General features: G+C 48.0%; 17 protein-coding genes and 1 pseudogene. 5 read left to right on the top strand and 13 right to left on the bottom strand.

Going from position 1 to position 16,410, the window contains the following annotated elements; translation table 11 throughout:
- Positions 1–105: 105 nt before the first annotated feature.
- Together MHI42_RS09085 and MHI42_RS09080 are read right to left on the bottom strand one after the other, a co-directional pair.
- On the bottom strand, positions 106–1,443 hold the full coding sequence (locus MHI42_RS09085) for a helix-turn-helix transcriptional regulator (protein WP_342423560.1): 1,338 nt from the start codon (positions 1,441–1,443) through the stop codon (positions 106–108).
- A 252-nt stretch (positions 1,444–1,695) separates the two neighbouring features.
- On the bottom strand, positions 1,696–2,853 hold the full coding sequence (locus tag MHI42_RS09080; protein ID WP_342423559.1) for a glycosyltransferase family 1 protein: 1,158 nt from the start codon (positions 2,851–2,853) through the stop codon (positions 1,696–1,698).
- A gap of 178 nt (positions 2,854–3,031) precedes the next feature.
- Between MHI42_RS09080 and MHI42_RS09075 the strand changes: the two genes are divergently transcribed.
- Positions 3,032–3,202 carry a hypothetical protein gene (locus tag MHI42_RS09075; protein ID WP_342423558.1) on the top strand — a complete coding sequence of 57 codons (171 nt, stop codon included), beginning with the start codon at positions 3,032–3,034 and terminating at the stop codon, positions 3,200–3,202.
- An 801-nt stretch (positions 3,203–4,003) separates the two neighbouring features.
- Here the strand turns inward: MHI42_RS09075 and MHI42_RS09070 are convergent.
- Positions 4,004–4,987 (bottom strand): zinc dependent phospholipase C family protein, encoded by a 984-nt coding sequence (locus tag MHI42_RS09070; RefSeq protein WP_342423557.1) that lies wholly within the window; start codon positions 4,985–4,987, stop codon positions 4,004–4,006.
- 202 nt (positions 4,988–5,189) lie between these two features.
- Here MHI42_RS09070 and MHI42_RS09065 point away from each other — a divergent pair, with 202 nt between their 5' ends.
- Both MHI42_RS09065 and MHI42_RS09060 read left to right on the top strand, forming a co-directional pair.
- Positions 5,190–6,209 (top strand): helix-turn-helix domain-containing protein, encoded by a 1,020-nt coding sequence (locus MHI42_RS09065; RefSeq protein WP_342423556.1) that lies wholly within the window; start codon positions 5,190–5,192, stop codon positions 6,207–6,209.
- A gap of 123 nt (positions 6,210–6,332) precedes the next feature.
- Positions 6,333–7,127 carry an SDR family NAD(P)-dependent oxidoreductase gene (locus MHI42_RS09060; RefSeq protein WP_342423555.1) on the top strand — a complete coding sequence of 265 codons (795 nt, stop codon included), beginning with the start codon at positions 6,333–6,335 and terminating at the stop codon, positions 7,125–7,127.
- 242 nt (positions 7,128–7,369) lie between these two features.
- Here the strand turns inward: MHI42_RS09060 and srlD are convergent, their stop codons facing one another.
- From srlD to MHI42_RS09010, 10 genes and pseudogenes are all read right to left on the bottom strand, one after another.
- Complete coding sequence (gene srlD, locus MHI42_RS09055; RefSeq protein ID WP_342423554.1) at positions 7,370–8,149, bottom strand: sorbitol-6-phosphate dehydrogenase; 780 nt, start codon at positions 8,147–8,149, stop codon at positions 7,370–7,372.
- A gap of 21 nt (positions 8,150–8,170) precedes the next feature.
- A complete protein-coding gene (locus MHI42_RS09050; RefSeq protein ID WP_342423553.1) occupies positions 8,171–8,536 on the bottom strand; it encodes a PTS glucitol/sorbitol transporter subunit IIA in 366 nt (121 codons plus the stop codon).
- A 14-nt stretch (positions 8,537–8,550) separates the two neighbouring features.
- Positions 8,551–9,555 carry a PTS glucitol/sorbitol transporter subunit IIB gene (locus MHI42_RS09045; protein ID WP_342423552.1) on the bottom strand — a complete coding sequence of 335 codons (1,005 nt, stop codon included), beginning with the start codon at positions 9,553–9,555 and terminating at the stop codon, positions 8,551–8,553.
- Positions 9,556–9,573: 18 nt separating this feature from the next.
- Entirely contained in the window at positions 9,574–10,119 is a 546-nt protein-coding gene (locus MHI42_RS09040) for a PTS glucitol/sorbitol transporter subunit IIC (RefSeq protein WP_342423551.1), read from the bottom strand.
- Positions 10,120–10,135: 16 nt separating this feature from the next.
- Positions 10,136–10,558, bottom strand: a complete 423-nt coding sequence (locus MHI42_RS09035) for a transcriptional regulator GutM (RefSeq protein WP_342423550.1) — start codon at positions 10,556–10,558, stop codon at positions 10,136–10,138.
- A gap of 28 nt (positions 10,559–10,586) precedes the next feature.
- Positions 10,587–11,549 (bottom strand): sugar-binding transcriptional regulator, encoded by a 963-nt coding sequence (locus tag MHI42_RS09030; RefSeq protein ID WP_342423549.1) that lies wholly within the window; start codon positions 11,547–11,549, stop codon positions 10,587–10,589.
- A 353-nt stretch (positions 11,550–11,902) separates the two neighbouring features.
- Positions 11,903–12,298 carry a nuclear transport factor 2 family protein gene (locus MHI42_RS09025; RefSeq protein ID WP_342423548.1) on the bottom strand — a complete coding sequence of 132 codons (396 nt, stop codon included), beginning with the start codon at positions 12,296–12,298 and terminating at the stop codon, positions 11,903–11,905.
- Positions 12,288–13,094: pseudogene (locus MHI42_RS09020) on the bottom strand (MBL fold metallo-hydrolase). The gene MHI42_RS09025 and the pseudogene MHI42_RS09020 overlap by 11 nt, the downstream one beginning before the upstream one ends.
- 238 nt (positions 13,095–13,332) lie before the next feature.
- Positions 13,333–13,752 carry a pyridoxamine 5'-phosphate oxidase family protein gene (locus MHI42_RS09015; RefSeq protein ID WP_342423547.1) on the bottom strand — a complete coding sequence of 140 codons (420 nt, stop codon included), beginning with the start codon at positions 13,750–13,752 and terminating at the stop codon, positions 13,333–13,335.
- A 251-nt stretch (positions 13,753–14,003) separates the two neighbouring features.
- Positions 14,004–14,423: a pyridoxamine 5'-phosphate oxidase family protein gene (locus tag MHI42_RS09010; protein ID WP_342423546.1), complete on the bottom strand. Its 420-nt coding sequence runs from the start codon at positions 14,421–14,423 to the stop codon at positions 14,004–14,006.
- Between the two features lie 114 nt (positions 14,424–14,537).
- Between MHI42_RS09010 and MHI42_RS09005 the strand changes: the two genes are divergently transcribed.
- Both MHI42_RS09005 and MHI42_RS09000 read left to right on the top strand, forming a co-directional pair.
- Complete coding sequence (locus MHI42_RS09005) at positions 14,538–15,470, top strand: YafY family protein (protein WP_342423545.1); 933 nt, start codon at positions 14,538–14,540, stop codon at positions 15,468–15,470.
- A gap of 114 nt (positions 15,471–15,584) precedes the next feature.
- Entirely contained in the window at positions 15,585–16,352 is a 768-nt protein-coding gene (locus MHI42_RS09000; protein WP_342423544.1) for a methyltransferase domain-containing protein, read from the top strand.
- Positions 16,353–16,410: the final 58 nt, after the last annotated feature.

Below are 16,410 nucleotides of genomic sequence, written 5' to 3'. Positions count from 1 at the left end.
TAACCCTCACCCGCACCATGACCCATAGTAGAAATTAATTGGGAGCTATTAAGATCTGTTGTGAATCCGATACCTCCAACCGGTAAAATAATTACAAGTAGCAGACTAAACGAAGTTAGAAACATGATGAACTTTTTGGTCATTTGGATCCTGCACCTCTCTGATTAGAAATTTATACTGCACTTGCTCTTCTTCGCTGGCTTCATGCCGGTGCTGCTCAAACAAATTCACACATTTAATGATTAGGCTTTCATTATTAATTCTAACGGATGATTCCAAACTTTTGAGTATTACGCTAATTCCATCGTGCCGTTTGTTGTGCAGATTATACATGGCTAGCTCAGTGAGGAATCTGGCATGCTGGTCTGCAATAATCTGATGATTATATTTGCCGAAGCCGGAGTTGTAAGGTTCATAAGGAACATGCTTGGAAAACCTGGCAAGAATGTAATCTATATTCCATCCGTAGCGGTTTGCTGATTTAATGATATTATAGACAGCTGTAAAAACCTGGCCCTCGTGGTTAGAGATATAGTCTACATAATCCTGCAGCCCCTCATATTGCCCGGCCATTACACGGTAGAGGTGGGTGTTTGCCGTTCCCCAAAGCTTAAATTGAGCTAACGTCTCCCGGACCTCATCACTGTCTTCCTGTATCCAGTCTGCCTCCATATATTGTGGAATAAGATTCAGAGCCGCTGTATAGTCCCCATACTCTTCCTGCACACTGGAGCGCATAAGATAGGAATATAGAATGTAGAAGTATAACGGTTTCTCAGGAGCTTTCTCGCTTCTGTCCTTGCGGCCGGCGGGATACTGGAAATTGTAGCTGAGCGTAGCCAAACGGAGCATCTCCAGTGCCAGCTCATCTACCTTGTCCCACTTGTGCAGTGAATAATAGACATGCATCAGGTGTTTCAGCCCATCCAGCTGATCCGCTACCTCTAACCGCTCAATATAGCATTCAAAAAGAAGAGCCGCCTGCAGATTGAGGACTTGGCTGTCACCAATGGAAATGCGGAATAAGCGGTATTGGCATATAGCTAGCCGTTCGGAATGCTGATACTTCTCACTTGCACTCACATTCTTGTACAGAACCGCAGCTGCCTGCCATTGGCCCTCCTGAAACAAGCCTTCGGCCACTTCAAACAGCATGGGTGCATAGATTAAATTGTCGAGCAGATTCCTAACCACAAGTTCAATACAGTCAAGCCGCCCAAGCGCTGCTGAACTCAGAATGAACGGGCGCAGTCGCCGCCAGGTTGGTGCTGAATGATAGAAGCATTCATCCACATACAAACTATAGAAATGGTCCTCCGGTACTCCCATCCCCTGGGTAATCAATTCCAAATGACTCATGGCGATCGGCTGCTGGCCGTTAAGCAAACGGCTGAGCGTTCCCGAATTAATGCCGGTCTGTATGGAGAATTGATTAATGGACATATGCTGTGCAGAGAGATAAGCCTCTAATTGACTGCGAATCGTGGCTGCAGGCTCCAAAGAAACACCACCAATCTAATACCATAATTTAGGTCCTTAATGTTATAAGTGTATAATATGCGCCATTATACCACCGGTCAAGAGTGTGATTGGTAGAAACAGTGAACAACAGGAAAAAGCATCCCCAATGTAACAGGAACGCTCTCCCGAATTTTTGCAGATGGTGATAGGAGACGCTTAGCTTCTGAAGCTGGACTAGGCAGTGAAAATACCCGCCCCTCCTTTGCTCTTCCGGCTCTCGATCACCTCTTCGTAATCCTTGATCAATCCGTCGAAAATATGCTCCCAGGAACGTCCGAGCGCGAGGCGCCGCCCTTCCCGGCCCATAGACGCCCGCAGTGCATGCTGGGCGGCTAGGATACTAATCCCGCGTGCCAGCGCTGCCGGATTACGGGGTTCGAACGGATTCCCGGTGACACCGGGAACGACCAGATCCCTGGTACCGCCAGCATCTGCGGCGATGACCGGCAGCCCCGAAGCCATGGCTTCAAGCACGACATTGCCGAAGGTTTCCGTGCAGGAAGGGAAGACAAACAGGTCGGCTGAAGCGTACAGCTCCGCCAGCTCTTCGTCATGCTTCGCACCGGTAAAGGTTACGTTGTCCGGTGCCTGTGATCTGAGCTCAGGCAGGAGCGGCCCGTCTCCGACAATCAGCAGCTGCACACCGGAGCGTACGGATTCCGGCAGAAGCTGCATGGCGAGCAGCAGGGTGGTGATATCTTTTTCCGGGGCAATCCTCCCGACATAGAGCATAACCAGAGGCGCGCGCATACCATACCGCTCCCGCAACTCTTCACTTCGTTTCTCAGGAGAATAGAGAGTGCAGTCGACGCCTCTGGACCACAGGCGCAGTCTCATGAAGCCCTCTGCGCGCAGCGAGGCTAATGTCTCCTGGGAAGGGGCCAGCACAGCATCGCAGGAACGGTGAAACCACTTCATATATTTCCAGTAGAGCGGGACAATTCTTCTCATTTTGTAATATTCCAGGTAACGGTCGAAGTGGGTGTGGTAGGAGGCAACATGAGGGAGCTGCTGCTTACGGGCATAGCGGAGGCCGGATAAGCCGATGTTGAACGGGGTGGCCAGATGGATCAGATCAGGGGCGAAAGCCGTTAGCTCACTTTGAATAGAGGACATGCCCGGCAAGGCCAGCCTGCACTCGGGATACAGAAAAAACGGGATGCTGGCGATGGGGCGGACGGGATCTGGGTAGCTGCTCTCCGGTGCGGACTTAGGGGTAAACAACAGATGCTCAATCCCCCTGCGGTGCAAATGGCCGGTTAACCGGCTAAGCGTGCGGGCAACACCATTGGTCTGCGGAAGAAACGTGTCCGTGAATAGAGCCAGACGCATCGGAATCCCTCCCTGTATTCTTGTTGCCTTGAGCTTAGCAGGCGAATATTTCATGGAGATCAACCGCAGGTTAAACATCTGGCATAGAGGAAGATTGGGGAGTTTCGAATCCGCTTTTTTTTCAAGAAGGGATGGAGCGGGTATACATAGGTATCAGGAATGAAGGAGGTAAGAGGATATGAATAAAGATCTGCCGCCAGAGGTTCCACCGAAAGTTGTACCCGAAGTGAAGCCGGACATGATCCCTGAACCGGGACCGGTTGTGATTCCGCCGGAGGTTCCTCCGCAGGAGCAGCCGGAAATCATTCCGCAGACCCCGCCGGAGATTATTCCGAAGGAACCTTTGTAATTGTTGATATAAGCCGGGCATGGAACGGCATCGGAATTATCACGACATCGGGATAATAGGAACAATACGTGACAATAGGAACATTACCAGTGATTATAGGAACAGTACGTGATGATAGCAAAAATATAGGATGGATTACGAGGAGCGTCCGGGATGATGTTGTTCCAAAGTAAACATTGTAGTTGCTTCGCGCCAGTAATATGATTTGTCCTTTTCGCTGAAGTGGACTGAGATTCCGCTATTTCAGCAAAAAACCTCCATATGGCGGGTATGCGGACTGAGAATCCGCTATCTTGTTCAAATGGGGCTGAAATGAGGAGTAGTCGGACAAATAAGCGATTCTGAGTCCGGTTGGGCGGGTAATCGGCTTGTTTTGCTCAAATAGCGGATTTTCAGTCCGCATCATCAGCTGACGGGTCATGAAGTGACCGTCAAGCGCGGCCGGGAGCGGCGAAGTTACTGCAAAGTACCGCCGGGAGCGGCCAAGTTACTGCGAAACGCGGCCGGAAGCGGTGAAGTTACTGCAAGGTGCCGCCGGGAGCGGCGAAGTTACTGCGAAGTACCGCCGGGAGCGGCCAAGTTACTGCGAAGCGCGGCCGGAAGCGGTGAAGTTACTGCAAGGTGCCGCCGGAAGCGGTGAAGTTACTGCAAGGTGCCGCCGGAAGCGGCGAAGTTACTGCAAGGTGCCGCCGGGAGTGCCCAAGTTTCTGCCAAGCGCCCACCCGTTCCCCGCGCCGCCCCCTGGGCGGCTTCATTGCCCGGTTGAAACGGCGGCAGAGCCGGGTGAGACGCTGACTGCGATCAGCTGCCAGGCAGGCTGGTCCAGATGGGCTCTGCATATTGGTTCTGCAGGTTCATGCTGCATTCCTTGCCCGTATCATAAGAGCGGTCGCCCAGTACTGTGATGAACTGGTCGAGCTTGTGCCTTGCCGCGTCGTCGTCCGTACATTCCAGCCAATCAGCGAGCGCGGTGAGCACGGTCCGGCCTTCCTCCAGCGCCTGCTCCCACAGCTCCCAGACAGATTCCGTCCGGACCTCGGAATACAGTGCGGAATGCCGCCACTCGGAGTGCCGGTCATTCAGATAATCCAGCTGCTCTTCATGGGCAGTCAGCTTCCGGGAGAACAGACGGCGGGTACGGCCCCAGGCGAGGGCCTTCTTCCAGCCCTTCGGATCATAAAGACATCTGTGAGCCAGCACCATATCCCGATAGGAGCTCTGCCAGATCTCGGAGGGCAGCTTGCCCATGGCTTCCGGGTAGTGCCGGAGTGCAGTGGTGTGAAGAATATGATGAACCGGCTCAGACAGCCGGGGACCTGCGTCTATTCTTGTCCAGGCGGCATTCTGCCAGGTATTGACGCCCCGCAGCCGCTTCATGAACAAGGTATCCAAATCGATTTCGAACCGCTGGTGATCGCGGAATTTGTAGCCTGCCTTCCAGTTAATGTACGGATGCAGGTTCCGGTCCAGCAGATGATGGGTCAGGAAGCCAAGGAAGTAGAGCCGGGCCTGGTCTGCCTCCGGCCCTTCGAGAGTCCGCGCAGCTTCCCAGCAATCAATAAGCACAGGCCCGCAGTGCTGCGTATGCATCAGATCCCCGAGATGGAGGGCCCCCGCATCCTTGCTCCAGGGCAGAAAACTATGATACAGCAGGAAATCCGGGCCCTGACAGCCGAGATTATACAACTGTTCCTGCGGCTGAAGCTTATGTAAGAACGGGAACCGGCTGCGGAATTCCCCGGCCAGCTGTTGCCCGTATTCGAGATGCATCCAGATATTAGGCATGATTAATCCTCCTACAGGTTTTGTGAGCTCAGCTTAGTTATGATCTGAATCCATTGTAACGCCTGCATGTTAAAACAAAATGAGAAATGTGGATGAATTTTATTCCATCTGTAGACATTGCAACGGGCATAAGAGTATTCTTATATGGCTTTAATACAACCACAGCTATGAATTTACAACTGGCATTAGGAGGTATGTACGTATGAAGTCCAGTCTCTCTGACCTTATTAGAATACCTCCGGGATTCTGGGCAGGCATAAATCACTTAGGAATTGCCTCCCGCGACGTGGCCCGCCATGCACAGCTGCCGTTATCGATAACAACGGAATCCTCAGTCACCACTGCCCAATATTTCGCAATCTGGCAGGCGTATTCCGAGCTCACCGGAGACACTGCAGAGGGGATCATCAAGCTTGCAGCCGCCTTTGAAACCACGCAGTACCCTCCGACCGTCTTAGCAACATATCACGCCCGTGACTACCGCGATGCTCTGTACCGCATGGTCAGATACAAGCAGCTGTGTCCTCCCGAAAGCCTGCGGATCACGGAGGAGAACGGGCATTGTACAGTTGAACTGGAATGGCTGAATACCGAAGCATCCGGTCCTCCGGTGCTGGCGGGGATCACTTTGGCCTTTCTTCTGGAGCTTGGGAGGAAGGGGACAGGCCGTCCCTTGAAGGCACAGTCCGTCGAATTTACGCAGTCCATGGGCGATGAACGGGTCCTCGAAGCCTACTTCGGCTGTGTAATCCAGGCAGGCGGGCAATGTAACCGGCTGACGCTGCATCGAAGTGATCTGGACCTTCCCTTTGTATCGTATAACGAAGAGCTGCTGGAGATCCTGACACCCGCTCTGGACCGGTCACTCGTTGAACTGCATGACAACCGCTCTATTACCGGAAGAGTCAAAATGGTCATTAAACACAGCCTCGCAGGAGGATGCCCCGGCATTCAGGCTGCTGCGAAGCAGCTTAAGATGAGCGGCCGGACCCTGCAGCGCCGGCTGACTGACGAAAATACGACCTTCAAGCAGCTGTTGACAGAAGCCCGGCATGAGCAGGCCCGGGAGTATCTGGCAGACCCTTCGCTTGATATTAAAGAAGTGGCTTACCTGCTTGGCTACGAGGACCAGAACTCCTTCTACCGTGCTTTCCGTCTGTGGGAGGGGGACACTCCTTCGAAGTGGCGTGCTGAGCATCTTACGGATGCCGGCATTTCGTGAGCAGTATTTTTTGGCGTGTTAAACAAGAAGTTTGGCATATGGGGCTAGTTACTGAATAATCCCGGCGGGGTACAATAATCACTATCCGGAACACAGGAATGTCCGAATAAGGAGAAGTGGATTATGGATATGGGATTAAACAACACAACAGCATTAGTTACAGGATCTACGAAAGGCATAGGGAAAGCCATTGCTATAGAGCTTGCCAAGGAAGGCGTTAACGTATTGGTCAATGGACGAAATTACGAAGAGGCAGAGCGGACCGTCAGTGAATTGAAGATGAATTTCCCGGACACCACTCCTCAGAATGCCGCTGCTGATATAGTGGACGCTGCACAAAGACAAGCTTTATTCGCGAAATTCCCCAGCGTTGATCTTCTGATCAACAATATGGGCATTTATGAATTGATGCAGTATGAGGATGTTGACGATGACATATGGGAGAAGTATTTCCGCACGAATGTGCTTGCTGCAAACGGATTAACGAAATTATATATCCCTGGAATGTTGAAACAAGACTACGGCCGTATCCTCTTCATCGCCAGTGAAGAAGCCGTCATGCCTTCAGGACAGATGCCTCAATATGCAATGACCAAATCCATGCTGCTGTCCTTGTCCAAGAGTCTGTCCAAACTGACAGCAGGAACTGAGGTCACGGTTAATACAATCATGCCTGGACCTACACTGTCTGAGAATGTGCAGCAAATCATTGACGGGATGTATCCTGATGAGAAATTGACGTTTACAGAAAAAGAGAAGAAATTCATGGCTGCAAGTCTGCCGCAATCTGAATTACAGCGTTTCATTAAGCCTATGGAGATCGGCAGGCTGGCTGCTTTTGTATGCAGTCCCTATGCGGCAGCATTTAAAGGCTCTCCAATCCGTATGGATGGGGGAATGGTGCCGGTTATTTACTGAAGGAGGATGCACGAACTACGACAAATGGAGGCCGGCCTATGGTGAGGAATTATTACAGGACATTATAGGGACTCTCAAATTGGGCAGGGGAAAAAGATATTAAAGAACCATCGATAAGAGTATAGATCCCTCTCCTATATTAATCCATTATATCAAACGAAAGAGGGCAGGAGGCACCCTGGGGTGCTTCTTGCCCTCTTTTGCAAACGCTGACCAAACGATGCCCTTTTCTGCGTGGTTGGCTAGTGCATCACCTGACCGCCGGTTACATTGATAGCCTGGCCTGTCATGTAGGATGCTTTATCGGAAGCGTAGAAGATAACCGCATTGGCGATATCGTCATAGGTGCAGCCTCGTTTAAGCGGCACTTTGTCCGTATACACCTGCTCCACTTCGTCTGGAGCAATGCCTAGTTTAGCGGCATACTGGGGAAGCAGGCTTTGAAACATTGGTGATTTCAGCAGATTTCCAGGCATGATCGCGTTTACGCGGATATTGTGTTCGGCCAGATCCAGCGCTAGACTCTGGGTAAGACCCACGCCACCGAACTTTGAAGCGGAATAAGCGGAGTTATGCTTACTTCCGACTTTGCCTGATTTCGAGTTGATTTGGATGATGTTGCCGCTGCCTTGCTCAATCATGACTTTGGAGACCTCGCGTGCGCAGAGAAAATATCCGGTTAGATTGACATCAACGGTCTGATTCCAATCTTCAAGTCCGAAATCCGTAATTTTACGGCTTTTGGCTACACCAGCCACATACACCAGCAGATCAATCCGTTTAAGGGCAAACACAGCTTGCTGGACCATTTCAACAACCTCAAGTTCGTTCGTGAAATTCACCTGAACTGCCAAGGTTTCAACCTTATATTGCTCGCTTGTTTCCTTCGCAACTCTTTGGGCATTTTCTTCATTAATATCCGCGACAACAATTTCATATCCTTCTTCAGCCAACCGATGACAGAGCGCCTCGCCCAGACTTTGTCCGCCTCCGGCAACCAGTGCTACTTTTCTCTCACTCATATCTCTATCTCCCTTAATGATTTATTTTTTTATAATTTCGATTTCGCTGCCGATTTCGGGCTTGTGAATAGCGGTATTCTCCAAGTACAGCGTTCCCGGAAGGCCTTCGTCTTCCTTGCCGTCAAATTGAAGCGTGATATGTCCAAGCTGTTGCAGGTTCAGGGCCACTTTATTCCCAACGGATGTGATGGTGTAAGATTTTCCTCCGAGACGAAATAGATCTCCTTTTTGAATCTCGCCATTCACTTTCGAGAGCTCAATCAGCAGGCAGTATTCCGCCACGTCCTCGGGGGCATTGTTTCCGAACAGCACAAACACTTTATCTTCCATAAAATCAAAAGCTGCTGATCCGAATTTTGTGATACGGGTCTTATATATGGTCTGCATTACGCGTACCTCCATTATTGATATAATCCAAAGCTGGCTAGCCAGGCGATAAACACCGTAGGCGCACCGGTAAGAAAACGCGAGTAGAGTACCGAAGGAACTCCGACTTCAATCGTCTCAACCTCGGCTTCAGCGAGTCCAAGCCCTACAGGCACGAAATCTGCAGCAGCCTGGGAATTGATGGCGAAGAGGGCCGGGAGGGCCAAATGGGCAGGAATGTTGCCTTTGCCGATTTCAACGCCAATTAATGTTCCGATTACCTGCGCTATAACTCCTCCAGGTCCCAGAAACGGGGAAAGCAGAGGGAAGGAGCAGATCAGCGATATGATCAGCAAACCCGGAAGCGATCCCGCCAGAGGAGAGAGGAATTTGGCAATGATATCTCCGATGCCTGAAGCATTAATAATACCGATAAGCATGGCTACAAAGGCCATAAAAGGTAGAATAGTTTTAATTACAGTCTCAATTGTTTCCCGGCCTGCCTGATAAAAGACACCTATAATGGATCCCATAGCCATACCTACACGGGCAAGCAGACCTTTTGGCTTATGCTGTTCACTAATTTTCTTGTTTGCGCTATACTTAGGTTGTGTACTTTCTTTATCAACGATTTTTTCGGCTTGGGCTGTATGGGGTGTTCCAGCACCTTCATACGGCTCAATGTTCGAAACCTTAACCCCTGAAACATAAATATCTTCTGTAATATGTTTGGCTAAGGGTCCGCTTTTGCCGGTCGGTAGCAGATTAAGGGTCAGAATCCCTTTTTGCGGATATAGGCCACATCTTAAGGTTCCGCCGCAGTCAATAATCACACAAATGATTTCCTGCTCAGGGACACTAGTTTTGAATCCATCCACCAGCTCAGCACCCGTTAATTCTCCGATCCGATCTGCGATTGCCGGCCTTGTTCCTCCCGTCACGTAGACCACTTTGTTTTTCGCTTCTGTCGGGGTAATGATGAGTGGGCCGCCAAAACCGCCGGGTCCGGCTGATACCCTCACTGATTTGTAAGTCTCCATTTTATTTCTCCCTCCTTCCTAAAGATTCACAGTCTCTTTTAATTTGACACTTTGCTGCTTCGATACATAAGCTGTGGTTAAATCTGTGACCCAGCCTCTGAGGAAGTTCGTTACTATACCCACGAGGAAGTAGCGTACTGCTAACTCCGTAGTATCGAGTCCCAGAGTGGTTATGCCAGCCGCAATGCCCAGAAATACGAACAGTTCACCTGGATTCACATGTGGAAACAGTCCGTTATGGGTATGGCAGGAATAAGAAGCTGCGGCATAATAGCTGGGTTTATACTTCTCTGGCAGAAATCTCCCCAAAGATAAGGTCATCGGATTCGCCAAAATGAAAGTACCTAGGACAGGAAGAATGAAATAGCGTGTAAAGGGATTTTTGGCTGATTTACGTGCGACTTTTTCAACCTTGTCCTGGCCAATCAGTTGAATCAGCGAGTTCATGGCTACCAGTAGCATAATAAGCAGGGGAATAATTCCTGTGACCAGACTCATAAATGTTTCGCCGCCGGCACGGAACAAATCCATGAATCCTGAAGCTAAATTTGTAACTACATTCATACTAACCTCACCTCTTTTATTTTTTCGCAGGCATTAACCGTTCAAGCCAGGATTGTCTGACCTTAAGCTCACCTCCCTTCAGGATAATATCGCAGTTGTTCAGCGCATCCATGATGGCGGCACGGGTCAGCTGGTTGCAATGTAGCATCTCTTGCTCAGTCAAGCCAAGCAGATGCCGGCCTTCAAATCCCTTGAGATGCCGTACCCTTGAAAAGACTGTAACACCTTGCATTTGAGCGGCCTGCAGAATTCGGGCATCCTTATCAATAGCGAACATCACCACTGTTCCGGCTCTGATCTTTCCGGTTTTTTTGCCGATGGCTACGCGTCCAAGTCTTCTAAGCTCTGTATATTTTTTATTGAAATTTCTGATTTGCAGGAGTCCCAGCATTCCCTGCAGCAGCCAGGCGAGAGCGGCTATTATAATCAGTAAGCCCATTCGGATCATTCCCCTCCGTAGTAGAGTGTTATACCGCTGCATCCCCGGCCAGCCGGAGTACCTCGGCAGCGGTCTCTTCGTTAGTGACCAGGGCATTGATATATTTGCCGCGGATGGCTCCAAGAATCGAAGGTGCTTTCTCGATAGACTCGGCTAGTGCCAATGTAATTCGGGTATCACGCAGCCGTTCCAGTGGAATCGCAATTGTACGCTCGGCCAGCTCCGAATTCACCACATTTCCTTGTGAATCATAGAATCTGGAACAGATATCACCGACGGCATCATGGCTGTTCAGATGCTTGATTTCCTTATCTCCCAAAAAGCCGGTCCAGATCATATTGGAGTTGCTGATAGGGGCGCCAATACCAACTACTGCAACAGTAAGCTTATCCCATAAATCAGTGATTTTGCGGAAGTAGTTGGAGTTGATAATTTCATTCCTGGTTTCTTTGCGTTCGAGAACTGCCGCTGCATCAATCATATGTGCTTCCCCGCCAAAATCCGTTGCGATGCTGTAGACGATGGCATTGACGTGATATTTGGTTTCCATATCACCAGGGCCGCCGACAAGAGGCACGAAATGTGCGGAGCGCTGCGGGCAATCGTTAAACTCTCCGATGAGGCTGCCCATTGTTCTTCCCCAGGCAAACCCGACCACATCTTCGTCTTTAATCATCTTGCTCAGCAGTTCCGCACCAGCTCTGGCCACAGACTTAATTTTGTCATTACCGGACATACTCTCATTGGAAGCGACAATGATCACTTCATGGAGACCAAACAACTGCTTAAGGCGGCTTTCCATTTCAGAATGGGTACTGGCCTCATCTATAATGTTGATCTGTACGATGCCCTCATCCCGTGCCTTCTTGAGCAGACGGCTGATGGAGGTGCGGTAGATTCCCAGACGTTTGGATATATCGCTCTGGGTCAAATCCTCCAAATAGTACATTTTCGCGACCTGAACCAATATTTTCTTCTCATCATCGTTCATTAGAGTTACCTCGCCCTCATGTCACTTGCACAAATGTGCTAGTTGTTTAAATCAAATGTGCAATTATCTTGGATTTAGTATACGCTTACAGTTACTTCCCGTCAATATCATTGCCATAATTTTTTGCGATTTTTCGAACCTGATAAGGAAAAGGTATATTCACACATTTTAAAAATGAACGATATAGGACTGTTAGCCGTCCTCATTGGGTTGGGAGGTAAATTGAAGAATGAAAAACAAACAACATCCAATCCAAGTATCACCGGGAAAGGATGTTGTAAGGGGGGACTTAACCACTAGTATCAATCTTCAATTCTATACATGGGGTTCGGGGAAATCATGGACAGGAAATCTCACCTTTTCACCATAGCGTTCTGTACCAGGTAACTATCAACATATTGCTTGAATTTCATAATCTTCTGATCTTCAAGCTTCCACATATGCACAAAATCTGCTTCGAAGTATTTACCTGTTTGTTTATATGTTCCTGAATATACACCTACTGCAATGACGGTATCGCCATCTTCATAGAACTCGCTGACTTCTGCCGTGTATCCATCCCATTCCGTTCCCAGGCGAAAAAACACATTTTTAGAGATTTCATCATATATAATATATGTTCCAGCGTAGGGGAATCCTGCTGCCTCTGTCCATTCCGCATGTTCAGCCAAATAGGTTTGATACTTCGTACCATTCTCTTTAGAATCTCCTTCATAGGTGCTTTTGATGATTTCCAGATTACTCAGCATGGTTCACCCCAAAAGCTTTAGCGGCAAGGATCAAGCCAATTTCTACAGTCTTCAGTTCTGGAAAGCACGATTATACATTCGTAATGATTTGATCTGTTGTCGGTGATTCGCTTAATACTTCATCAAAAGCAATAAGGTAACGGCGGGTATGTGCAATTGCTTCAGGAGTATTCTCGGTATTATAAGCCTGATGTCCTGCAACCACGATTTCAGGATTCAGCGACTGAAGTTCATCCAGAGTCTGATGCCATGCCTGACGGGATTCTGCATTAGTCTCGAGTGTCCATACAAAGGTGTCATTATATACAATATCTCCGGTAATAAGCCCTTTAATTGACGGAATCCATACATAACTGTTATTTGGGGTATCACCTTGCAGGCGGCCCTTGATTTTCAGTTCGTTCCCTTCCAGTTCGATAACATCCTGAACGAGTATATCTGGAATTACTGGTGCGTCTGGAACGTTATTCCCCACAGTAGGCTTCCATGGATCAATCTTTTTGGCGAACGTATTCTTAATGTCCTCAACTGTTTCTGGCAGAGCGAGTACCTGGGCTTGAGGATAAGCCGATTTAACGACCTGAAGGCCGAAATAGTGGTCTGGATGAAAGTGGGTTACGTAGATGTGCGTCAGGTTTTTGCCCAGCTCGAGCAATCTCGCAGTCAGGCGGTATGCATCGCTGAGCAAAAACTGAGCATCGACCAGAACGGCATCCTTTTCCCCGTATACAATAGTAGAGTTGACGTTAAAGGCTTGAGCGGAACCTGTAAATACTTCTATGGATAAGTTGGGCATGATTATTTTCTCCTTAAAAATCGTCGGTTTTGTATTCACACCACTTTTTATTGTCAAGCATCTTATTCAATGAGAGGCTACTTCTCAGTTGCCAAAGTCTGACATGCAAGAGCATCTGCCAAATATAAACTACGTGTAGCTGTCGGTTCTTCTTGCAGGAGCTTTGTACTGGCCGCCTATCTATAAAAAGGACATAGCTCAAGGAATATCCCTGATCTATGTCCTTTGTTAATTGAAATTACAGGGTTACTTTCTCCATTTTCTGGCCACCCAAATTCACAATCGCTTCATTAAAATGAAATTCGTATACTTCAAATACTTTACCTGCTTCTTGGAGGATATATTCAAAGCCTGGATTGTTCTTAGTAAATCCGTCTTTCAAGTCGTAGACTGAATGCTCGCTTTTCTTGACGATAGCGTCTGTCACTCGTACCACCCGGCCCGTTGCATCAGGTATAGTAGTAAATGCTACTTTATCATTGGATGTGAATTCTGCCGTTTTCGGGGACTCTTTGGTGGTAGGGACATACACAATGCCCGTGCCCTCATCGTAGAAGTGACTCATTAGTCTGACATTTGGTTTATTGTCTTTTGCGGATGCCAAGGCAAAGTATGCGCTGCCCCCCATTATTTCTTTGAAGCCCTGTAAAAATTCCATGTTCATTCTCCCTTATATATGTATTTAACCGTGGGTTAACGGTTAATTGGATGATACCATATAGAATTATGACAACTGTATGTCATGGTTTTTGTACTACAATAAATAAAAGTGATGATAATGAAAAAGAACGGGGGGCATCATTTAGTAGGATATCCATGTAGAGAAGGTGGCTTTGCCGCTCTTGATTACTATATTAAAAGGACATAGATCAAGGGATATCCCTGATCTATGTCCCTTATAAATTGAAATTACAGGGTTACTTTCTCCATTCTCTGGCCCCCTAAATTCACAATCGCTTCGTTAAAATGAAATTCATACACTTCAAATGTATGACCTATTTCTTTTAGGATAAACTCAAAGCTTGGATTGTTCTTAATGAATCCGGCTTTCAAGTCGTAGACAGAATGCCCGCTTTTCTTGACGATAGCGTCTGTCACTCTTACCACCCGGCCGGTTGCATCGGGGATGGTAGTAAATGCTACCTTATCATTGGCTGCGAATTCTTCTGTTTTCGGGGACTCTTTGGAGGTAGAGACGTACACAATGCCTGTGGCTCCATCATAAAAGTGACTCATTAGTCTGACGTTTGGTTTGTTATCCTTTGAGGATGCCAAGGCAAGGTATGCGTTGACCCCCATTATTTCTTTGAAGCCGTGTATATATTCCATGTTCATTCTCCCTTGTATATCTATTTAACCTTGGGTTATCGGTTAATTGGATAATACCATACGCAATTATGACAATAGTATGTCATGGTTTTTGTGCTACAATAAATAAAGGTGATGTCAATGAAATTAGAGCGCTTAATTTCCATAATAATGATTCTGCTGGAACGAGATAAAGTAAGCAGCTCCCAGTTGGCCGAAATGTTTGAAGTCACGCCACGCACGATTTTTAGAGACATCGACTCTATTAACCAGGCCGGTATTCCGATTGTTACCTATCCCGGGGTTCATGGCGGAATAGCCATTATGGAGCAATACAAAATTGAAAAAAGACTGTTCACCGTTTCGGATATTACAGCTTTATTAACAGGTCTGGGGAGTATTCACACGACAATGGTGGGCGAGGAAATCCTGAATGCCACGGCGAAAGTGAAAGGTCTGATTCCGGAATTACAGGTGCGGGAGATTGAGCAGAAATCGAGTCAGGTTATCATCGATCATACACCCTGGCTGTGCAACAAGAAGCAGAAGCTTTACTTGCAGGAAATCAAGACGGCGCTGAATGAGCAGAGAATGCTGTCATTTATGTACAGCGACCAGCAAGGAACTAAGACCCGCCGGAATGTTGAACCGTACCGCCTGGTGCTTAAGGAGAACAATTGGTATTTGCATGGATATTGTTACTCCAGGCAGGATTTTCGTATTTTCCGTCTATCCCGTATTACAGAACTTGAGCTTGAGCCTGATACCTACACACCGAGGGAATTTGATCCCAGACCCATACGCCCGCCGGAGCAAAAGATGATCAACCTCACGCTGCTCATCAATGCTTCTTTACTGAATCTAATGTTGGAGTTATGCGGTGAAGACAATGTGGAGGCTTGCGGAAATCAGCAATTCATTGCCCGGTTTCCGTTCTCGGAAAATGATTTCGGGTACAATATGCTTCTGCGGATGGGGGACCAATGTGAATGTCTGGAGCCTCCGCATGTGCGGACCGAGCTTATACGGAGAATTAAAAAGGTATTGAGTATTTATGAATCAGGCTGAGCTGTTTGCACCAAAAAAATGTCACGCGGGTTGACTTTCTGACTGCATTTAAAGGCTCTCCAATCCGTATGGATGGGGGAATGGTGCCGGTTATTTACTGAAGGAGGAGGATGTATGGATAAACGGTTAACATTCAATGAGGATGCGGCGAATTACGATAAATGGAGACCGGCTTATTGTGCGGAATTATTCCGGGACATTATAGCGTATTCCCGGATCGGGCAGGGCGGGAAGGTCATTGAAATCGGGATCGGAACGGGCCAGGCTACCCGGCCTTTTCTGGAAACGGGCTGCGAATTAGCGGCCATTGAACTGGGGGCAGACCTTGCGGAATACTCACAACTAAAGTTCCGGGAACACAAGAATTTCAGAGTGCACAATACGACATTTGAAGAATTCACAGGCCCGGACGACAGCGTAGACCTCATTTACTCCGCTACTGCATTTCATTGGATTCCAGAGGACGTTGGTTACCCGAAGGTTCGTGAATTGTTGAAGAAGGGCGGAACAGTGGCTTTATTCTGGAACCGGCCTTTTGCAGCGCGGGAGGATGACGAATTACATCAGCATATTCAGCGTATTTACCAGCAGTACAGGCCCTCAAATACCAAATTAATCGAACATGATACGGAAAAATACCAGGCCATCTCACAGAATCTGCGTACCTACGGGTTCAAAGATATCCAGTTCAAGTTGTATCACCTAACCAGAAGCTTCTCCTCGGCGGATTACATTGCCCTGCTTAATACATATTCAGACCATAGAAGCATGCCGTCTGCTGTTAAAGAGCCGTTTGAGGATGAGATCAGAGCGGCGATTATGAAGTCCGGTGATGTGTTAACTATTTATGATACAATCGACCTGCATTTGGGCAGAAAATAAAGGATTTCCGATTATCGATTTCTGCTAGCTCGGTGGAATAGGTCATCTGCAATGACAA

The sequence above is a fragment of the Paenibacillus sp. FSL E2-0178 genome (assembly GCF_038593005.1).
GTDB classification, from domain to species: Bacteria; Bacillota; Bacilli; order Paenibacillales; family Paenibacillaceae; genus Paenibacillus_AQ; species Paenibacillus_AQ phytohabitans.
The sequence above is the reverse complement of the archived record's forward strand: the minus strand, read 5'-3'. Positions and strand labels throughout refer to the sequence as shown.